General features: G+C 73.3%; 16 protein-coding genes and 1 pseudogene. 4 read left to right on the top strand and 13 right to left on the bottom strand.

The features are described from left to right. Positions 1-749: AfsR/SARP family transcriptional regulator (locus FNX44_RS13875; protein ID WP_143648498.1), on the bottom strand; the 749-nt coding region annotated here is incomplete at its 3' end. Positions 750-988: 239 nt separating this feature from the next. Here FNX44_RS13875 and FNX44_RS13870 point away from each other — a divergent pair. After that, a complete protein-coding gene (locus FNX44_RS13870) occupies positions 989-2,503 on the top strand; it encodes an SDR family oxidoreductase (protein ID WP_143648496.1) in 1,515 nt (504 codons plus the stop codon). Positions 2,504-2,541: 38 nt separating this feature from the next. Here the strand turns inward: FNX44_RS13870 and FNX44_RS13865 are convergent, their stop codons facing one another. The 4 genes from FNX44_RS13865 to FNX44_RS13850 all read right to left on the bottom strand — a co-directional run bounded on the left by FNX44_RS13865 (position 2,542) and on the right by FNX44_RS13850 (position 5,329). Then, on the bottom strand, positions 2,542-3,057 hold the full coding sequence (locus FNX44_RS13865) for a DUF5709 domain-containing protein (protein ID WP_228449874.1): 516 nt from the start codon (positions 3,055-3,057) through the stop codon (positions 2,542-2,544). Continuing rightward, complete coding sequence (locus FNX44_RS13860; RefSeq protein WP_143648494.1) at positions 3,038-3,952, bottom strand: DUF4184 family protein; 915 nt, start codon at positions 3,950-3,952, stop codon at positions 3,038-3,040. The genes FNX44_RS13865 and FNX44_RS13860 overlap by 20 nt, the downstream gene beginning before the upstream one ends. 109 nt (positions 3,953-4,061) lie before the next feature. After that, positions 4,062-4,967, bottom strand: a complete 906-nt coding sequence (locus FNX44_RS13855) for a hypothetical protein (protein ID WP_143648492.1) — start codon at positions 4,965-4,967, stop codon at positions 4,062-4,064. Further along, positions 4,964-5,329, bottom strand: coding sequence for a PadR family transcriptional regulator (locus FNX44_RS13850; RefSeq protein ID WP_143648490.1), 366 nt, complete (start codon positions 5,327-5,329; stop codon positions 4,964-4,966). The genes FNX44_RS13855 and FNX44_RS13850 overlap by 4 nt, the downstream gene beginning before the upstream one ends. A gap of 111 nt (positions 5,330-5,440) precedes the next feature. Here FNX44_RS13850 and FNX44_RS13845 point away from each other — a divergent pair, with 111 nt between their 5' ends. After that, the gene (locus FNX44_RS13845) at positions 5,441-6,343 is read left to right on the top strand and encodes a GHMP family kinase ATP-binding protein (protein ID WP_323369338.1); all 903 of its coding nucleotides are present in this window, start codon (positions 5,441-5,443) and stop codon (positions 6,341-6,343) included. Between the two features lie 26 nt (positions 6,344-6,369). Here the strand turns inward: FNX44_RS13845 and FNX44_RS13840 are convergent, their stop codons facing one another. From FNX44_RS13840 to ppsA, 4 genes are all read right to left on the bottom strand, one after another. Further along, the gene (locus tag FNX44_RS13840; protein ID WP_143648486.1) at positions 6,370-6,579 is read right to left on the bottom strand and encodes a hypothetical protein; all 210 of its coding nucleotides are present in this window, start codon (positions 6,577-6,579) and stop codon (positions 6,370-6,372) included. A gap of 19 nt (positions 6,580-6,598) precedes the next feature. After that, positions 6,599-6,892, bottom strand: a complete 294-nt coding sequence (locus tag FNX44_RS13835) for a hypothetical protein (RefSeq protein WP_143648484.1) — start codon at positions 6,890-6,892, stop codon at positions 6,599-6,601. A gap of 162 nt (positions 6,893-7,054) precedes the next feature. Next, a complete protein-coding gene (locus FNX44_RS13830) occupies positions 7,055-7,564 on the bottom strand; it encodes a flavodoxin domain-containing protein (RefSeq protein WP_143648482.1) in 510 nt (169 codons plus the stop codon). Positions 7,565-7,591: 27 nt separating this feature from the next. After that, positions 7,592-9,964 carry a phosphoenolpyruvate synthase gene (ppsA, locus tag FNX44_RS13825; protein ID WP_143648480.1) on the bottom strand — a complete coding sequence of 791 codons (2,373 nt, stop codon included), beginning with the start codon at positions 9,962-9,964 and terminating at the stop codon, positions 7,592-7,594. 227 nt (positions 9,965-10,191) lie between these two features. Here ppsA and FNX44_RS13820 point away from each other — a divergent pair, with 227 nt between their 5' ends. Beyond that, positions 10,192-10,515: a hypothetical protein gene (locus tag FNX44_RS13820; protein ID WP_143648478.1), complete on the top strand. Its 324-nt coding sequence runs from the start codon at positions 10,192-10,194 to the stop codon at positions 10,513-10,515. A 116-nt stretch (positions 10,516-10,631) separates the two neighbouring features. Continuing rightward, positions 10,632-10,874, top strand: coding sequence for a hypothetical protein (locus tag FNX44_RS13815; RefSeq protein ID WP_143648476.1), 243 nt, complete (start codon positions 10,632-10,634; stop codon positions 10,872-10,874). A 131-nt stretch (positions 10,875-11,005) separates the two neighbouring features. Here FNX44_RS13815 and FNX44_RS13810 read toward each other — a convergent pair whose 3' ends face one another. From FNX44_RS13810 to FNX44_RS28010, 4 genes and pseudogenes are all read right to left on the bottom strand, one after another. Beyond that, complete coding sequence (locus tag FNX44_RS13810) at positions 11,006-11,467, bottom strand: hypothetical protein (protein ID WP_143648474.1); 462 nt, start codon at positions 11,465-11,467, stop codon at positions 11,006-11,008. A 401-nt stretch (positions 11,468-11,868) separates the two neighbouring features. After that, complete coding sequence (locus tag FNX44_RS13805; protein ID WP_153507255.1) at positions 11,869-13,842, bottom strand: ThiF family adenylyltransferase; 1,974 nt, start codon at positions 13,840-13,842, stop codon at positions 11,869-11,871. Between the two features lie 11 nt (positions 13,843-13,853). Beyond that, entirely contained in the window at positions 13,854-14,438 is a 585-nt protein-coding gene (locus FNX44_RS13800) for a hypothetical protein (RefSeq protein WP_143648470.1), read from the bottom strand. 5 nt (positions 14,439-14,443) lie between these two features. Then, positions 14,444-15,035: pseudogene (locus FNX44_RS28010) on the bottom strand (hypothetical protein); the annotation flags it as partial.

Genomic DNA, 15,035 nt, shown 5'->3' with positions numbered 1-15,035 from the left:
GGGCCGGGGGCGGACAGTACCGGGTCGCCGCGCAGGATCGCCTGCTCCAGCATCCGGGTCTCCTCGCCCGGTTCCAGGCCGAGCTCGTTCACCAGCTCCTGGCGGGCGGTGCGGTAGGCGGCGAGGGAGTCCGCGGTCCGGCCGCAGCGGTAGAGGGCGAGCATCAGTTGGCGGGTGAGCCGTTCGCGCAGCCGGTGGCGGCGGGCGGCGGCGCCCAGCTCGTCGACGATCTGCTCGTGGCGGCCGAGGGTGAGGGAGAGTTCGAAGTGCTCCTCGGCGGCGGTCAGATGGAGTTCTTCCAGTCTGGGCTGCTCGACCGCGCACAGCGGGGTGTCGCCGAGGTCGGCGAGCGGGGTGCCGCGCCACAGCGCTAGTCCTTCGCCGAGCAGCCGGGCGGCCTCCGCCGGGTCGCCGGCGGCCAGCTCACGCGAACGGAGCAGTAGCGTGCGGAACCGGCCGAGGTCGGTCTCCTCGCGGTCGGCGACCAGCAGGTAGCCGCCGGCCTGGGTGCGGATGCGGCCCTCCGGCAGCAGCCGACGGAGGCGCATGACGTAGTTGCGGGTGGTGGTGCGCACGTTCGCGGGCCGCTGTTCGCCCCAGAGCAGGTCGGCCAGCTCCCCGACCTGCGCCACCCGGCCGGGGCGCAGCACCAGTGCGGTCAGCAGCGCCCTCAACATCGGTGCGGTCACCGGCAGTTCGTCACCGTGCTCGTCGACTACGGCCAGCGGGCCGAGGATCTTGAACTCCATGGACACCTCCGCGGCGTCGCTCGTGGTCGCGCCCGCCCGAGCGGCGGTCCGCTGTCCCTGGTTCCGACTCCGGGAGTATCGCGATCTTGTCATCTCGGACCCAACCGTCGGCGGCGTTCTGTCCACGGATCGTGACCCTCCCGGCACAATGCCCGCGTTTGGTGCGCGTCGCCGCGCGCCGCGCCGGGCGGCGAGGCAGGCTTGGGTGGTCGGCGGTGAGACGCGGGAGGTGGCACGGGATGGGTGGGCAGCCGGAAGGCGAGCCGCTGCGGTGTCTGGTGACGGGCGCGACGGGCTACCTGGGCGGCAGGCTGGTGCCCGAGCTGCTCGCGGCCGGTCACCGGGTGCGCTGCCTGGCCCGCACGCCGCGGAAGCTGCGTGACCACCCGTGGGCCGGGGACGTGGAGGTGGTGCGCGGCGACGTCACCGACGAGGAGTCGCTGCGCGAGGCGATGCGGGACGTCGACGTGGCGTACTACCTCGTGCATTCCATGGGCGGTGCGGACGACTTCGAGCGCACGGACCGGCTGGCGGCCCGGATGTTCGGGCGCAGCGCGCGGGCGTGCGGGGTCGGGCGGATCGTGTACCTGGGCGGGCTGGTGTCCTCCCGGGTGCCGGAGGAGCAGCTCTCCCCGCATCTGCGCTCCCGCGCCGAGGTGGGGCGGCTGCTGCTGGAGTCCGGGGTGCCGACGACGGTGCTGCGGGCCGCCGTGGTACTCGGCTCGGGCTCCGCGTCGTTCGAGATACTGCGCTACCTCACCGAGCGGCTGCCGGTCATGGTCACACCCGGCTGGGTGCGCACCCGTCTCCAGCCGATCGCCGTGCGGGACGTGCTGCGCTACCTGGTGGGCAGCGCGCGGATGCCGCGTGAGGTGAACCGTGCCTTCGATATCGGCGGGCCGGACGTGGTCACCTATCGGGAGATGATGCGACGGTACGCGGCCGTCGCCGGGCTGCCGCGCCGTCTTGTCGTGCAACTCCCTCTGCTGACACCGAAGTTGTCGAGCCTGTGGATCGGTCTGGTCACGCCGGTGCCCGGGTCCATCGCCCGTCCGCTCGCCGAGTCGCTGCGCTGCGAGGTGGTCTGCGAGGAGCAGGACATCCTCCGCTACGTACCGGATCCGCCCGGGGGCCGGATCGGTCTCGACGAGGCACTGGCCCTGGCGCTGCGCCGCGTCAGGGACGCCGACGTCGCCACCCGCTGGTCGTCCGCGTCGGTGCCCGGCGCGCCCAGCGACCCGCTGCCCACCGACCCGGAGTGGGCGGGCGGCAGCCTCTACACGGACGAGCGGGAGTTGGTCGTCGCCGCCTCTCCGGAGGCGCTGTGGCAGGTGATCGAGGGGGTCGGCGGGGAGAACGGCTGGTACTCGCTGCCGCTCGCCTGGGCGGTGCGCGGCTGGCTGGACCGGCTGGTCGGCGGCGTCGGGCTGCGGCGGGGCCGCCGGGACGCGCAGCGGCTGCGGGTCGGCGACTCGCTGGACTTCTGGCGGGTGGAGGAGATCGAGCCGGGCCGGCTGCTGCGGCTGCGCGCCGAGATGCGACTGCCGGGCCTGGCCTGGCTGGAGATGTACTGCGAGCGGGACGAGCGGGGCCGGACGCGCTACCGGCAGCGGGCGCTGTTCCATCCGCACGGGCTGGCGGGGCAGGCGTACTGGTGGGGCGTCTCGCCGTTCCACGCGGTGGTCTTCGGCGGGATGGCCCGCAACATCGCCGGGGCGGCCGCCGCGCGGACGTCCGCCGCCCCGGTCCACTGACCGGGGCGGGGCCGTCTCGTCCTCAGGCGGTGTCGTGCTCAGGGTGTGTCGTCCTCGACGGTGTGCATCGCGGCCTCCTCCGCCGAGGCGGCGGCGCCGTCGAGCCCTACGTCGTCGGCGACCAGGTCCTTCTCCCGGTCGCCGCGCGCTCCCTCGTCCTCCGCGACCAGTCGGCCGCTGCGGCGGTCGCCGACCTCAGCGTCGCGCGGTTCGCCCTCGCCGCCGGGCATGTCGCCGACGCCGTCTCCGTCCGGTGCGGCCACGTCGGGTTCCTCCCGGGCCAGCCGGCCGTCGAGCGGTTCGCGCTCGCGCTGCTCTGCGCCCGTGGTGCCCCAGCTCTCGGCGGCCAGCGGCTTCTCCGGAGGCGAGTAGCCCTCCTCGATCGCGGGGTCGGCGCCCCGCTCGACCAGCGAGTCCCTCGGGTCGAGCTGGGCGGCGTCGTCCTCGACCTCCCGGCCCTGCGGGCGTGCGTCCGGCTGGTACACCTCGTCGCCCATCGGCGCCTGCTGCTCGCCCGCGGCGTCCGCGGCCGTCTCAGGGTTCTCGGAGTCCATGCCTCTCTCCGTCCGACAGCGGTTGGTGATCTTCGGGTACACCGCTTCGTGCGCCCACAAACCCGTCGCCCAGCCCCGGCTCGGTCGCGCCGGCGGGAGCAGGGTCGGCGCGGCGGCCTACCAGCTCCGCGACATGCCACAGGAGGGCGTAGGCGAGCACCGCCAGGGCCAGCGCCGCGCCGCCGCCCTTGGCCAGCCCGGACAGCAGGTGCTCCAGCCGCTCACCCGCGGAGCCGTGGCCCGGTCGCCGCACGACCTCCAGCACTCCCCCGAACAGCCCGGCGGCGGCCAGGGCGGCCAGCACCAGGCCGTTCGCCCGGGACGGCATGGCCGCCCGTTCGGCCGGGGCGAGGCGATGGCGAAGCCAGGCCCGCCGGGCCCACCAGAGCAGCAGCGCGCCGCCTACGAGAGTGCTCAGGTGCTGCAGCAGCCGGGCCACGTCCAGCCCGGCGACCACGTCCGCGCGCATGAAGGCGTAGTGCCGCACGACGTAGCCGTCCCAGCGGGTGAAGGAATCCCACAGCACGTGGGTGAGCGCGCCGACGGCCGCCGAGACCAGCACCCACGGCAGCAGCCGCAGGCGTGCGCCGACGTTCCGAGGTGCCGTGGAGGCGCGCGGCGGACGCAGGGGCAGCAGGGCTGCGACGGGCCGCCGGACGGTCCAGTAGAGCGCGAGCAGCGCGAGTGCCAGCAGCAGGTCGTACCGGAGGATCCCGAGCAGGGAGTGCGTCTCGGTGGCGTTGACGAAGTCCCGGTACCAGGACTGCGCGGAGACCGGCACGTCCAGGAAGTACGGCAGGTCGGGGGCCATCGCGCCGGCGACCAGCGCGGCCGGGACGAACGGGCGGCGGAACAGCGGCAGGACCGCCGCGGGGTGGCACAGGGTGAAGGGCACGACGTTCCTCGTGAGTGGGCGAAGGGTGCGCGGGGCGGGGCCGTCGGCGGCGTCGGTGGCCCGTGGGCCGGCCGACGCCGCCGACGGCGTTGGGAGCCGCCCTCGCGGCTCAGTCCGCGGAGGCGCGGGGGCGGCGCAGGACCCTGACCGCGGCCGCGGGCAGCACGGCGAGCGGGAGCAGCGCCAGACCGGCCAGCACCGGGCCGGGCTGTCCGGCCCACATCCAGTGGCTGAGGGCGGCCAGCGGGGCGCAGGCGAGCGCCATCGCGGTCAGCTCGCGGACGCCGTTGCTTCCGGCGCGGACGGCGAGTACGCAGCCGGTCACCGCGAGGACCAGCAGCGGCCAGGCGCCGTAGTCGGTGGTGACGGCGAGCAGCCCGGAGTGCACGGCGGCCGGCGGCAGCCAGGCGACGAGCGCCACCACTCCGGCCGTCCGGGTGGCGGCCGGGGCGGGCGGCGCGTCCGGCGGGCACGCCCAGATCACGCCGGCCGCGAGCAGGGCGGCGGCCGTGGACAGCACCACGGGGTCGTTGTGCACGCCCTGGAACAGCACCATGGCGAGTGTCGAGGCCAGCAGCCCGGCGACGGTCAGCCGGGCGCCCGCCGCCCAGCGCCCGCTGAAGGCGGTGACAGCGCCGACCATGACCAGCAGGTGGGTGGCGGCGAGCAGCCCGTCCGCGACCCCCAGCTCCAGGCTGGTGAACGGGAAGGCGCCCGCTCCGTGCGCCTCCCAGCCGACCCAGATACCGGAGAGCCACCAGCCGAACCGCAGCGCCGTGGCGACCGCCGCGGCGACCATCGCATAGGGGGCGGCGATCTTCAGCAGCGCACCGAGCGAGCCGGCCGAGCCGAGGCCGAGCCGCAGTCGTACGGCGTGGCCGACGATCCCGGCCGCCTCACGCAGTCGCGTCGGGGCGGACGCGCCGCGGGTCGATTCCCGGTACACGTCGGCGATCTCAGGGCCGTAGGTGCGCCGGTAGGTGGCCGGGTAGAGGCGCAGCAACATGTCGATCATGCGGTCGCCGCCGAGGTGCGCGGCGATCCGGTGGCCTGGGAGCTGAAGGCTCCGAGGCGGCGGCTGGCCTCCCGGGCCGTGGCCGCCAGTCGCTCGGCCTCCGCCTCCAGCCGCTCCCTGCCCGTGTCGGAGAGCGTGTAGACGCGGCGGAGCCGGCCGTCCACGACCTCCTCGCGGTGCACCTCGATCAGCCCCTGCTTGAGCAGCCGCTCGAGGGCGCCGTAGAGGGTGCCGGTACGCATCGTCACCTGGCCGTCCGAGATCTTCCGGATCTCCTGGGTGATGGCGTAGCCGTGTCTCGGTTCGTCGGCGAGTGCCGTCAACAGCAAAAGGGTGGGCTCCTGCATCACACGCTGAGTCATGTCGCCAACATATGTCACCTGACGACATATGCGCAATGCCGACCCATGCGGAACCAGCCGCCGACCGCCGGTCGCCGGTTACCCTGTTGCGCGTATCGAAGGAGAGCGGACGTGGCCGACTCGAACGCGGCCGCGGCAGACCGGCGCACGACCTGGTCGGGGGCGTGCCACGGCACGCTCGGCGAACTCTTCCAGGGGCCGCTGCGGCACGCGGGCCGTACCGAGATCGCACTGGTCTCCTTCCCCGTCGACCGGCGCTCCTGGCGCCGCTTCACCGCCGACCCGACCGCCGCAGCGGACGCGGTCGGCCCTCTTCCGCCGGGCGAGCGGTCCGCCCGAGCGGCCGACATGTTCCTGCGGCACCACCGCCTTGCCATGCCGCCCGGCCGCTGGCACGCCCGTTCGGAACTGACCGTCGGCGCCGGCATGGCCAGCTCCACGGCCGACATCGTGGCCACGCTGCGCTGCCTCTTCCGCGTCTTCGACCTGCCGTACGACCGGCGGCTGGTAGTCGACACCCTTTCCCGCATCGAGCGATCGGACAGCGTGTTCCTGGACGAGTTCGCGCTGTACCTCAGCGGCGCCCACCGACTGGTTCGCCGCCTGGGCACCGCCATCGGCTTCCACACCGCGTACCTGGTGGAACCGGCAGCCGTGGACACCGCCGCCGTCACCCCGCTGCTGACCGCGCACTACCGGCGGAACGAGGCGCGCTACGCGGACTGCCTGCGGGATTTGCTGGCCGCCTTCGCCGCCGCCGACCCGCTCGCCGTGGCACACGCGGCCACCCGCAGCGCGGCGCTCTCCCAACAGGCGCTGCCCAAAGCGGACTTCGAGACGCTGCTCGACCACAAGGACACGTTCGGCGCGGACGGGATGTTCGTCGCCCACACCGGCTCGGTACTCGGCTACCTCTTCGCCCGTCGCCCCTCCCCCGCCCTGAAGGGGGAGCTGTCCGCGTTCTTCCACTCGCTGGGCCACCCGTGCTCGTTCGCCCGGGCCGGATACGGGTGAGCGCGCCGGGCGGCGCCGGGACGGGCTCAGCCGAAGAGGCGCCGCACCCTGATCGTGTGCACCGGCCGCTCCTCGCCCGGCACTCCCCGAACCCGCCGCGGTTCGCGCCGGGCCGCCCGGGAGCGCTTCGGCCGGGATGCCGACCCCGTCCTCTCGTCCTCGTGTCCGTCCGCGCGCACCGGCAGCATGTCACCGGCGGCCTCCGCCGCCCGCTCGCCCTCACCTCCGGCTTTCATGGCTGCTCCGGAGCCCGGCTCAGAGGGTGACGGCGTTCCAGTCCGGCGGAACGCCTTGTGCGCCGCCGGCGCGCACCGCCTCCACGACCGCCTGGTGGAGGTTGCGGCTGTCCGCCTCGGACCGGCAGGGGACCGGACTGCCGCTCATGGTGTACCAGTCCGATGCGCCGCTGTACTGGACCGCGACATATGCCTGGGACCCGTCCCAGGTGGTGTGCACTGTCAGGTCACCGGTCATGACGCCGAGTTCGTTGCTCCGAACTCCCGCCGACCCGGTGAACACGCCGGTTGTGGTCCACGATGCCCAGGCCATGTCGATCACCCCTTCGCGCCTCGCCGAACTCCATCCTCACAACAATCCTCCATGAGCGGTATTCCGGACTTCCAGAGGTTTGCCGGACAAACCATTTTTCTTCTGCGTTTTTACCTCAGTACGACACCCCTGTTTCCTCCTTCCCTCACGCAGTGTCGCCGTTCAGTCGCTTTCCGCCTCGTTGAGGTCCGCCGCGACGTGGTGCGCCCACGAGCGGACCCGCTCGGGGTCGCGGAAGTCCCCGCCGTGCCCGCGCCGCAACAGCTGACGCGCGAGCCAGCCGGGGGTCTCGGCCGTGACGCTGCCGCCGAAGGTGACGTGCTCGCGGGCACCCAGGCGCGCGGCCAGCCGTGCCACGCCCGGCGCAGGCGGCACCTCGCCCTTCGCCGCCGAGTCGTCGATCGGACCGCTGCTGAACAGGAACACCGGCCGGTCGGCCAGTTCCCCGCCGTGTCGGCGCGCGAAGCGGCGCGCGTCCGCGTGCCAGCGGCCGGCGTACAACGCGCCGCCGAGCACCACCGCGTCGTACGCCGCGACGTCAGCCGCCGAACCCGCCGGCACCACGTCGGCGTCGCAGCCGTCCGCGCGCAGCGTGGCACCGATCTGCTCCGCGATCCCGGCCGTCGCCCCGTGCCGACTGCCGTACGTCACCAGTACCCGAGGTGTGGTCATCTCTCTCTCCTCCTCCGGATTTGGAACTCACAGGCGTCGCTCCGCCTCGGCCACGTGGCGCTTGACGGCTGCGAAGCTGTCCGGCGCCACGGACACCGAGTCGATGCCCGAACGCACCAGGAACTCGGTGAACGCCGGGTCGTCGCTCGGTCGCTGACCGCACAGGCCGACCGTGCGGCCCGCCTCGTGCGCGTCGCCGATCAGGGACGCGATACTGCGCGTGACCGCGGGGTCCCGTTCGTCGAAGACCTCGGCCAGCGCCTCGGAGTCCCGGTCGGCCCCGAGGGTGAGCTGGGTGAGGTCGTTGCTGCCGACGGAGAAGCCGTCGAAACGCTTGGCGAACTCCCGCGCGAGGACGATGTTGGAGGGGATCTCCGCCATCACCATCACCCGCAGCCCGTTCGCACCACGCCGCAGGCCCTCTTCGGCCATCACGTCCAGCACCCGGTCCGCCTCGGTCAGCGTGCGGCAGAACGGGATCATGACCACCACGTTGGTCAGCCCCATCTCGTCGCGCACCCGGCGCAGCGCCCGGCACTCCAGCGCGAACCCCTCCCGGTATCCCTCGGCGTAGTAGCGGCTCGCGCCGCGCCAGCCGATCATCGGGTTGTTCTCGACGGGTTCGAACGGGCGGCCGCCGAGCAGCCGCGCGTACTCGTTGGTCTTGAAGTCGCTCGTCCGCACGATCACCGGGTCGGGCCAGCGGGAGGCCGCGATCCTGGCCACCCCCTGGGCGAGCCGGTCCACGAAGTACTCGGCGCGGTCCGCGTAGCCCTCGGTGAGCGCGTCGAGGCGGGCCCGGTCCTCCGCCTCCAGCCGCTCGGGGTGCAGCAGCGCCATCGGGTGCGCCCGTACGTGGTGGGCGACGATGAACTCCAGCCGGGCCAGGCCCACTCCGTCCGCGGGCAGCCTCCACCAGCGCATCGCGGCCGCCGGGTCGGCCAGGTTGAGCATCACCTTGGTCCGGGTTTCCGGCAGCTCGGAGAGGTCGATGTGCGACTCCTCGTAAGCGAGCAGTCCCGGGTACACCCGGCCCTGGTCGCCCTCGGCGCAGGAGACGGTGACGTCCCGGCCCTCGGTGAGGACCCGGGTGGCGTCTCCGGTGCCGACCACCGCCGGCACGCCCAGTTCGCGGCTCACGATGGCCGCGTGCGACGTCCGGCCGCCGTGGTCGGTGACGATGGCGGAGGCGCGCTTCATGATCGGTTCCCAGTCCGGGTCGGTGATCGAGGTGACGAGCACCGCGCCGCTGGGGAAGGCGTCCAGGTCCACCGGAGCGTCCAGCACCCGCACGGGGCCGCGGCCGACGGCCTCGCCCACCGCGCTGCCGGTCACCAGCGGCGTACCGCGCTCGGTGAGGGTGTAGCGCGCCAGGAGCGCCGAGCGCCGGTTGGCCTGAACGGTCTCCGGGCGGGCCTGGACGATGGAGATCTCGCCGGTGACACCGTCCTTCGCCCACTCCAGGTCCATCGGCGTCCCGTAGTGCCGCTCGACGGCGACCGCCCAGCCCGCCAGGGCTCGGACCTCGTCGTCCCGCAGCACCCGGGCACGCCGTTCGGCGTCGGTGGTGTCGACGGTCCGGGTCAGGCCCTCCTCGCCGTACACCGCCTTGCGCTTCTTGCCGCCGAGCCGCACATGGATCACCGGGTCGAGGTCGGGCTTGTCGAGGGTCGGCTTGAACACCGTGTACTCGTCCGGGTCGACCTGCCCGCTCACGACGGTCTCCCCCAGACCCCACGCCGCGCTGACCATCACCACGTCGGGGAAGCCGCTCTCGGTGTCCAGGGTGAACATCACGCCCGCGCCCGCCAGATCGGAGCGGACCATCAGCTGGACCCCGACGGACAGCGCCACGGAGAGGTGGTCGAAGCCCATCCGCGCCCGGTAGTCGATCGCCCGGTCGGTGAAGAGCGAGGCGTAGCAGCGCCGGCACGCGTCCAGCAGCGCCGGCAGGCCCCGCACGTTGAGGAACGTCTCCTGCTGCCCGGCGAAGCTCGCCTCCGGCAGGTCCTCGGCGGTGGCGCTGCTGCGCACCGCGACCTCCGGGTCGACGCGTCCGGCGTCGCGACCGAGCCGTGCGTACGCCTCACCGATCTCCGCCGCCAGCGGCGCGGGCAGCTCGGCGGTCAGCACGGCGGCGCGGATGGCGGCACCCACCTCGGCCAGCGGGGCGCCGGCGGCGAGCCGGGCGAGCTGTTCGTCGAGCACCGCTCGCAGACCGTTGTGGTCCAGCAGCTCCCAGTAGGCGTCGGCCGTGGTGGCGAAGCCGTCCGGCACCCGGACCCCCGCCTCGGCCAGCTTCCCGGCCATCTCCCCGAGCGAGGCGTTCTTGCCGCCGACAAGACCGACGTCTCCCCGGCCGAGCTGGTTGAACGGGACCACGCGTGCGGCCTTCGCCATGACGTCCTCCGTGGACTGCGGGTCCGGCACGGCTCTCGCACCGGCACGTTCCCACGGTCACACCGCGGCGCCGGCACCTCACAGTGCCGAAGGGGCCGGCGGGTGGGGCCGATCGGCCCTCCCGGCAGGGCCGGATCGGACCGTTTTGACAGGTGCACCACCGGTAATCCGACAGACAGCCGTCGAATTCGGCGAACGCCACATCGGTGGAAGAGGGAGGGACGTTGATGACTGACGTACTGCGCGTGGTCACCGGCAACGGGCAGAAGGTCGAGGCCGGAGAGGAGTTCGCCCCGCTGAGCCTGCGCGCCGAGACGGACGGCGGCCCGGCGGGCGGCCTCGTGGTGAGTTTCCACGTCGACGACCCGTCCGGCACCGGCACCGGGTTCCACGGCGGCTCGCCGGTCATGGTCACCACCGACGTCCACGGCGGTGCGACCACCGACGTCCCCCTCGTGGCCGGCGACTCCGGTGGAACCGTGAGCGTCCTGGCCACGGCCGGCACGGTCACGGTCCGGTACACCCTGGAGGTGATGGCGGGCGACTCCTGAACCTTCGCCTTCTGACCCTTCGCCGCCGGAGGGGTTCAGACGCCCAGCGCGCCGCCCCGCACAGCCGTCACGAAGGCGCCCCAAGTGCCACCGTCGCAGACGCCATCGCCTTCGACGTGGACCGTCCGCCGCCGGAGGCGGTACGGGCGGCGGCCGAGGACGCGGCTGCTGACGACTTCGTCCGCCTGCTGCCGCACGGCTACCGGACGCCGACGGCCGACTCCGCCATGTCCGGCGGCGAGCGTCAACGGCCCGGCCTGGCCCAAGCGTTCGTGCGGCCGCACCGGCTGGTCGTGGCGCACCGGCTGTCGGCCGCCGCCCGCGCGGACGGGCCGAAGGCAAGCGACTCGTCGATGTAGCGCCCGCCGGCGGCCACCTTGCGCACCACCGCCGACAACACCTCCTTCGCCGCGTACTTGTCCACATAACCGCTCGCCTCGGTGGCAGCGGCGTTGCGCAGCACGCCGGGCCGGCCGTGCCACCGCGCGCCTTATCTGATCCTGATTCTGTACAGCGCCCACAGACTGACGACGAACAGCAGCGTCGTCAGGGGCCAGTGGCGCAGGTACAGGGGTCCGTTGACGTAGAGAGCGAGAAGTCCGTAGCCGGCGGCACAACTGCCCAGCAGCCACTGGAACCCATTCGGCAGACGTACGGCGCGCAGCAGTACCACGGCCAGAACGGCGCAGGCGGGGAGGAACCAGGGAAGCGGCGGTCCCCAGCTGAGCACGGTGACGCGGTGCTCCCCGAACTGCGCCGACGCCGCCAGGGCCTCGGCGAGTTCGAACGGCGCCGACCAGTGCGGCGCCATCTCCGCCGACTTCTCGAACGGAAGCCGCCACCGCCACATCACGAACAGCTGCCACACCAGAACGGTGAGCGCACCGGCGTGGCCGATGCGGGCGAGGCCACCCAGGCCGGTCGAGGAGCGCGGCGGGCGGGGAGGCACCACGCGCGGCGGTGGCGACGGCGTGGGACGCGGTGGCGCCGGTCGGCGCGGCACCGGTCTCGGTGGCGCCGGTCGAGGGGCCGGTGGGCGGCGCGCGGGGCCTGGCACCGGTCGCGAGCGGGCCGGACGCGGCGGGGGTTCCGGTCGTGGTCGCGGGGGCCGTTCATACGCCTTCGCCTCGCCTGCCGCGCCTTTCGCGTCGGAGTCCGCAGCGCTGTCGGCCCGCCTCTTCGCGGACGCGGCCCGGTTGCGTCGGGCCGCCCGCATCGCCTCCGTGGTCTCGTCCGCCATGTCGCCGCTGCCCGCTCCTTGACCGTCCCGCCGTCCCGCCGTGGTGCCGTGGTGCCGTGGTGCCGTGGTGCCGTGGTGCCGTGGTGCCGTGGTGCCGTGGTGCCGCCCGATCGTCAGGGCGGCGTACTGCCGACCCGCCGTCGCTTCGCGTAGGCCGCCTGCTGAGCCCGGGTGACGGCCGCCTCGTCCCGCTCTGCCTGGTAGTCGCGAGGATCGGTGCGCAGCGCCGGCAGCCCGCACACCGCGCATTCCGGTCGGCCGCCCGTGCGCAACCACACGCTCTGAAAGGCGTGCTGCCCAGGTGCCTGGCCGAGCACAGCAGGGAAGAACCAGTGGTCGGGTTCCATCGCGAACTGGACCATGGACAGGCCCTCCCGGCGCGGCATGGTGAGGAACCCGGCGATCCGCTCGTCGGCCGCGGGATCGTGCAGCAGGGCCAGCGCGATCTTCGCCGCGGCGGCGGCCGTGTGCTGGATGTCCGGCAGCAGCCCGGGTACCGCGTGGGTCCGACCCGTGCCGTAGTCGGTGCGCGGCTGATGGCCCAGCTCTCCGAGTACCTCCCGGACCCCGCCGGTCGCACACGCCCAGCAGGGTGAGCCGGGTGTGGTGAACACGACCTCTCCACCGGCAGCGCCCTCGTACAACCCCACGAACACCGCGGGTCGACCGACGAAGTAGGACACGTGGTTGAGGAGCTGCTGAGCCTGGTTGTCGTCTGTGGCGGCGATGACCAGGTCCGCGTCGGTGACGAGCCGGTGCAGGGCGAGGCTGTCCCGGGCGGAGAGCTGACGTCGACGCACGGTGACCTTCAGCCGGTTGTTGACCGCGCGCAGCCGGCGCGCGGTCGCCTTCACCTTGCTGGCGCCGATGTCCTCCACGCCGAACAACGCGCGTCCCACGTTCGCCGGCTCCACCACGTCGGGGTCGACGAGGGTGAGGGCTCCCACCCCGGACCGCACAAGCACGTCGGCGAGGTAACTCCCCACCGAACCGACTCCCACCAACAGAACGTGCGCTTGGGCGAGGTCCGGCGAGAGCAGACCGTGGGTGCGGGCGGACAGACCACGGCGCGCCGCGGCCCCCCGGCCGAAGCCCAGCCAGGTGGCGAGCCGGCAGAGCGCGCCGCCACCCTGCTCGACGGCCACCGTTCGCAGCGGCCCCTCCGGCACCTCGGGCATGCTGCTTTGGTGCGGGGCGGGGGCCGCGTTCCTCGGTCGGTCAGGCACACCCACCTCGTGCGGTGGGGGCGGCGGGCACGAGTCGGTGCCGCCGGGTTCCTCGCTCCGCGGCTGGACCGCCCGGCCGGACGACCGCGTCGAGGGTCGTGTCCGTGACGTCCCGGCGTTCCGCAGCGCGTGCCCCAGGCGGTCCAGCGCCGGGACGCGGTGGTCCCATGCCAGTTGCCGCGTCGGCGGCTCCCCGCCGTGTCCCGGCTCCTCGAGAAGCAGCGGGGCGACCACCGGGAAGTCGGGAGTGACGAAGAGATGCCGCGTGAGCTCGTCCTCCGCCGCCGCTGGCAGCCGCACACCCACTCCGGCGACGCCACTGACCACCTGGGTGCGCGGCGACTCCGGTGACCAGGCGAACCCGGCCCGCCGCAAGGCCTCGGCCAGGGGGACGACAACCGGCCGCAGAGGCTCGAGCCGGACACCGCGGGCGGTGCGCGAGGCGCTGTAGAACGACACGCGTGCCCCGCCGTGCAACAACTCGTGCTGCTCAAGTGGTGTGTCGGCGTCGTGGGTGACGATCGGTGCGATGTAGCGACCGAGTTCGGGGACCGCCTCCAGTGCCCTCCCGTACTCCCGGTGGTCCTGGCGCGAGGGGTACGGCATGCCTCGTGGGTGCGAGTGCACGATCCCCTTGAAGCGCTCCGGACCGGCACCCTCACGTCGTGTGATCTCCTCGAGCAGCCAGGAGGTGTTGGAGTACTCCACACGTGTCACGTGAGCGTGCGCGTCGTGGACGAACGCGGTCAGGACGTCCCGGCCACGCAGCCCGAGCAGAGCACCGCCCTGTTCGGGGCCGACCTGGCCGAGGGCAGTGGCCACCTGGTCGATCACGTGGTCGAAGACGTGTACCGGCAGCACGGTGGGCGCTCCTACTGGTCGCGGTTGAACGGGAAGGGGTGCCCCATGCGGACGAAGTCGACGCCGAGCGCCCACGCCGCGGAGCGGGCGTACGCCTCCTCCAGCGTCGGCATGCCGGAGCCGGGGTTACGCGAGAGGCAGATCTTGCCGCTGTTGTAGAGGTGGAAGCCGTGCTGGTCGTGGTCGGGCAGGGACTCCAACTCCGGTTCCAGGAGTCGCACCTTGTAGTCGACCCCGTCGAAGTGCGCGCACATCACATAGCTGTTGTGGAACTCGGTGGTGATCTCGTAGACCCATCCCTCCGCTCCCGGGGTCTCCTCGTAGTAGGTGCCCGGGGGGAGCTTGCGCTCCGCTACACGGCGTTCCTCGGCCAGGCGCGTCGGCGTGCCCTCGCGGATCGGGCGCAGCCGCGAAGCGAAGGTGCTGTGGGGGACCTTGGACAGCGGGGCGTCCTTCTCGTCTCCCGTCCCGAGCCGGACCCGGCCGCCTCGGTCGACGTACACCTGGTCGCGCCCGCTGCGCGGGCCGTCACTCCCCTCGGCCTGGCTGGCCAGGAAGCTGTCGCGGATCGCGTTGAGGTCGTACTTGTCGGCCATCGTTCTCATTCCTCACTCGTGGCCCGGTCTATCAGCTCGTACAACCGGGACGTCTCCGGCGCGTCCGGACCGTAGGTCCGGCAGTAGTCCTCGTACAGGGCCCGGTACTCAAGCCCTGCTCGGCCGGTCTCGCCGGCGGTCTCCAACCAGTGGGCGAGGTCGAAACGGACCTCCGACAGCCACGGGTCGGTGGGCGGCAGCGTGTCGGCGACGGCGGTACGCGTCTCGGCCAGGTGTCCGGCGGCAGTCATCGGATGCCCGGCCTCGCCCAGATACCGGGCGAGGTTCACCGCGCACGCGAGTGTCAGCCGATGGGACGGCCCGTAGACCTCGCGGGCGCGCGCGGCGACGGGGGCGAGCCGCTCCGCGGCGGCCGCCGGGGCGCTCGCCGCGCGCAGGGCGCGCGCCAGCCGCAGCATCAGGTACCAACCTCCGACGTGGTCCGCGGGCAACGTCTCGCGGGCCGTGTCGGCGATCTCGGTGAGAAGGCGGGCCCGCTCCGCGGGGGTGTGTTCCGCCGCGAGCACCGCGTCCAGCCGCGCCTCCAGCCGTCCGACCGGGTCGGGGGGCGGCCGGCGGGTGCGGGGCAGTCCACCA

Origin of the sequence: Streptomyces alkaliterrae (assembly GCF_007097205.2) — a bacterium.
Classification (GTDB): Bacteria; Actinomycetota; Actinomycetes; order Streptomycetales; family Streptomycetaceae; genus Streptomyces; species Streptomyces alkaliterrae.
This window is presented reverse-complemented; position numbering and strand designations above follow the sequence as displayed.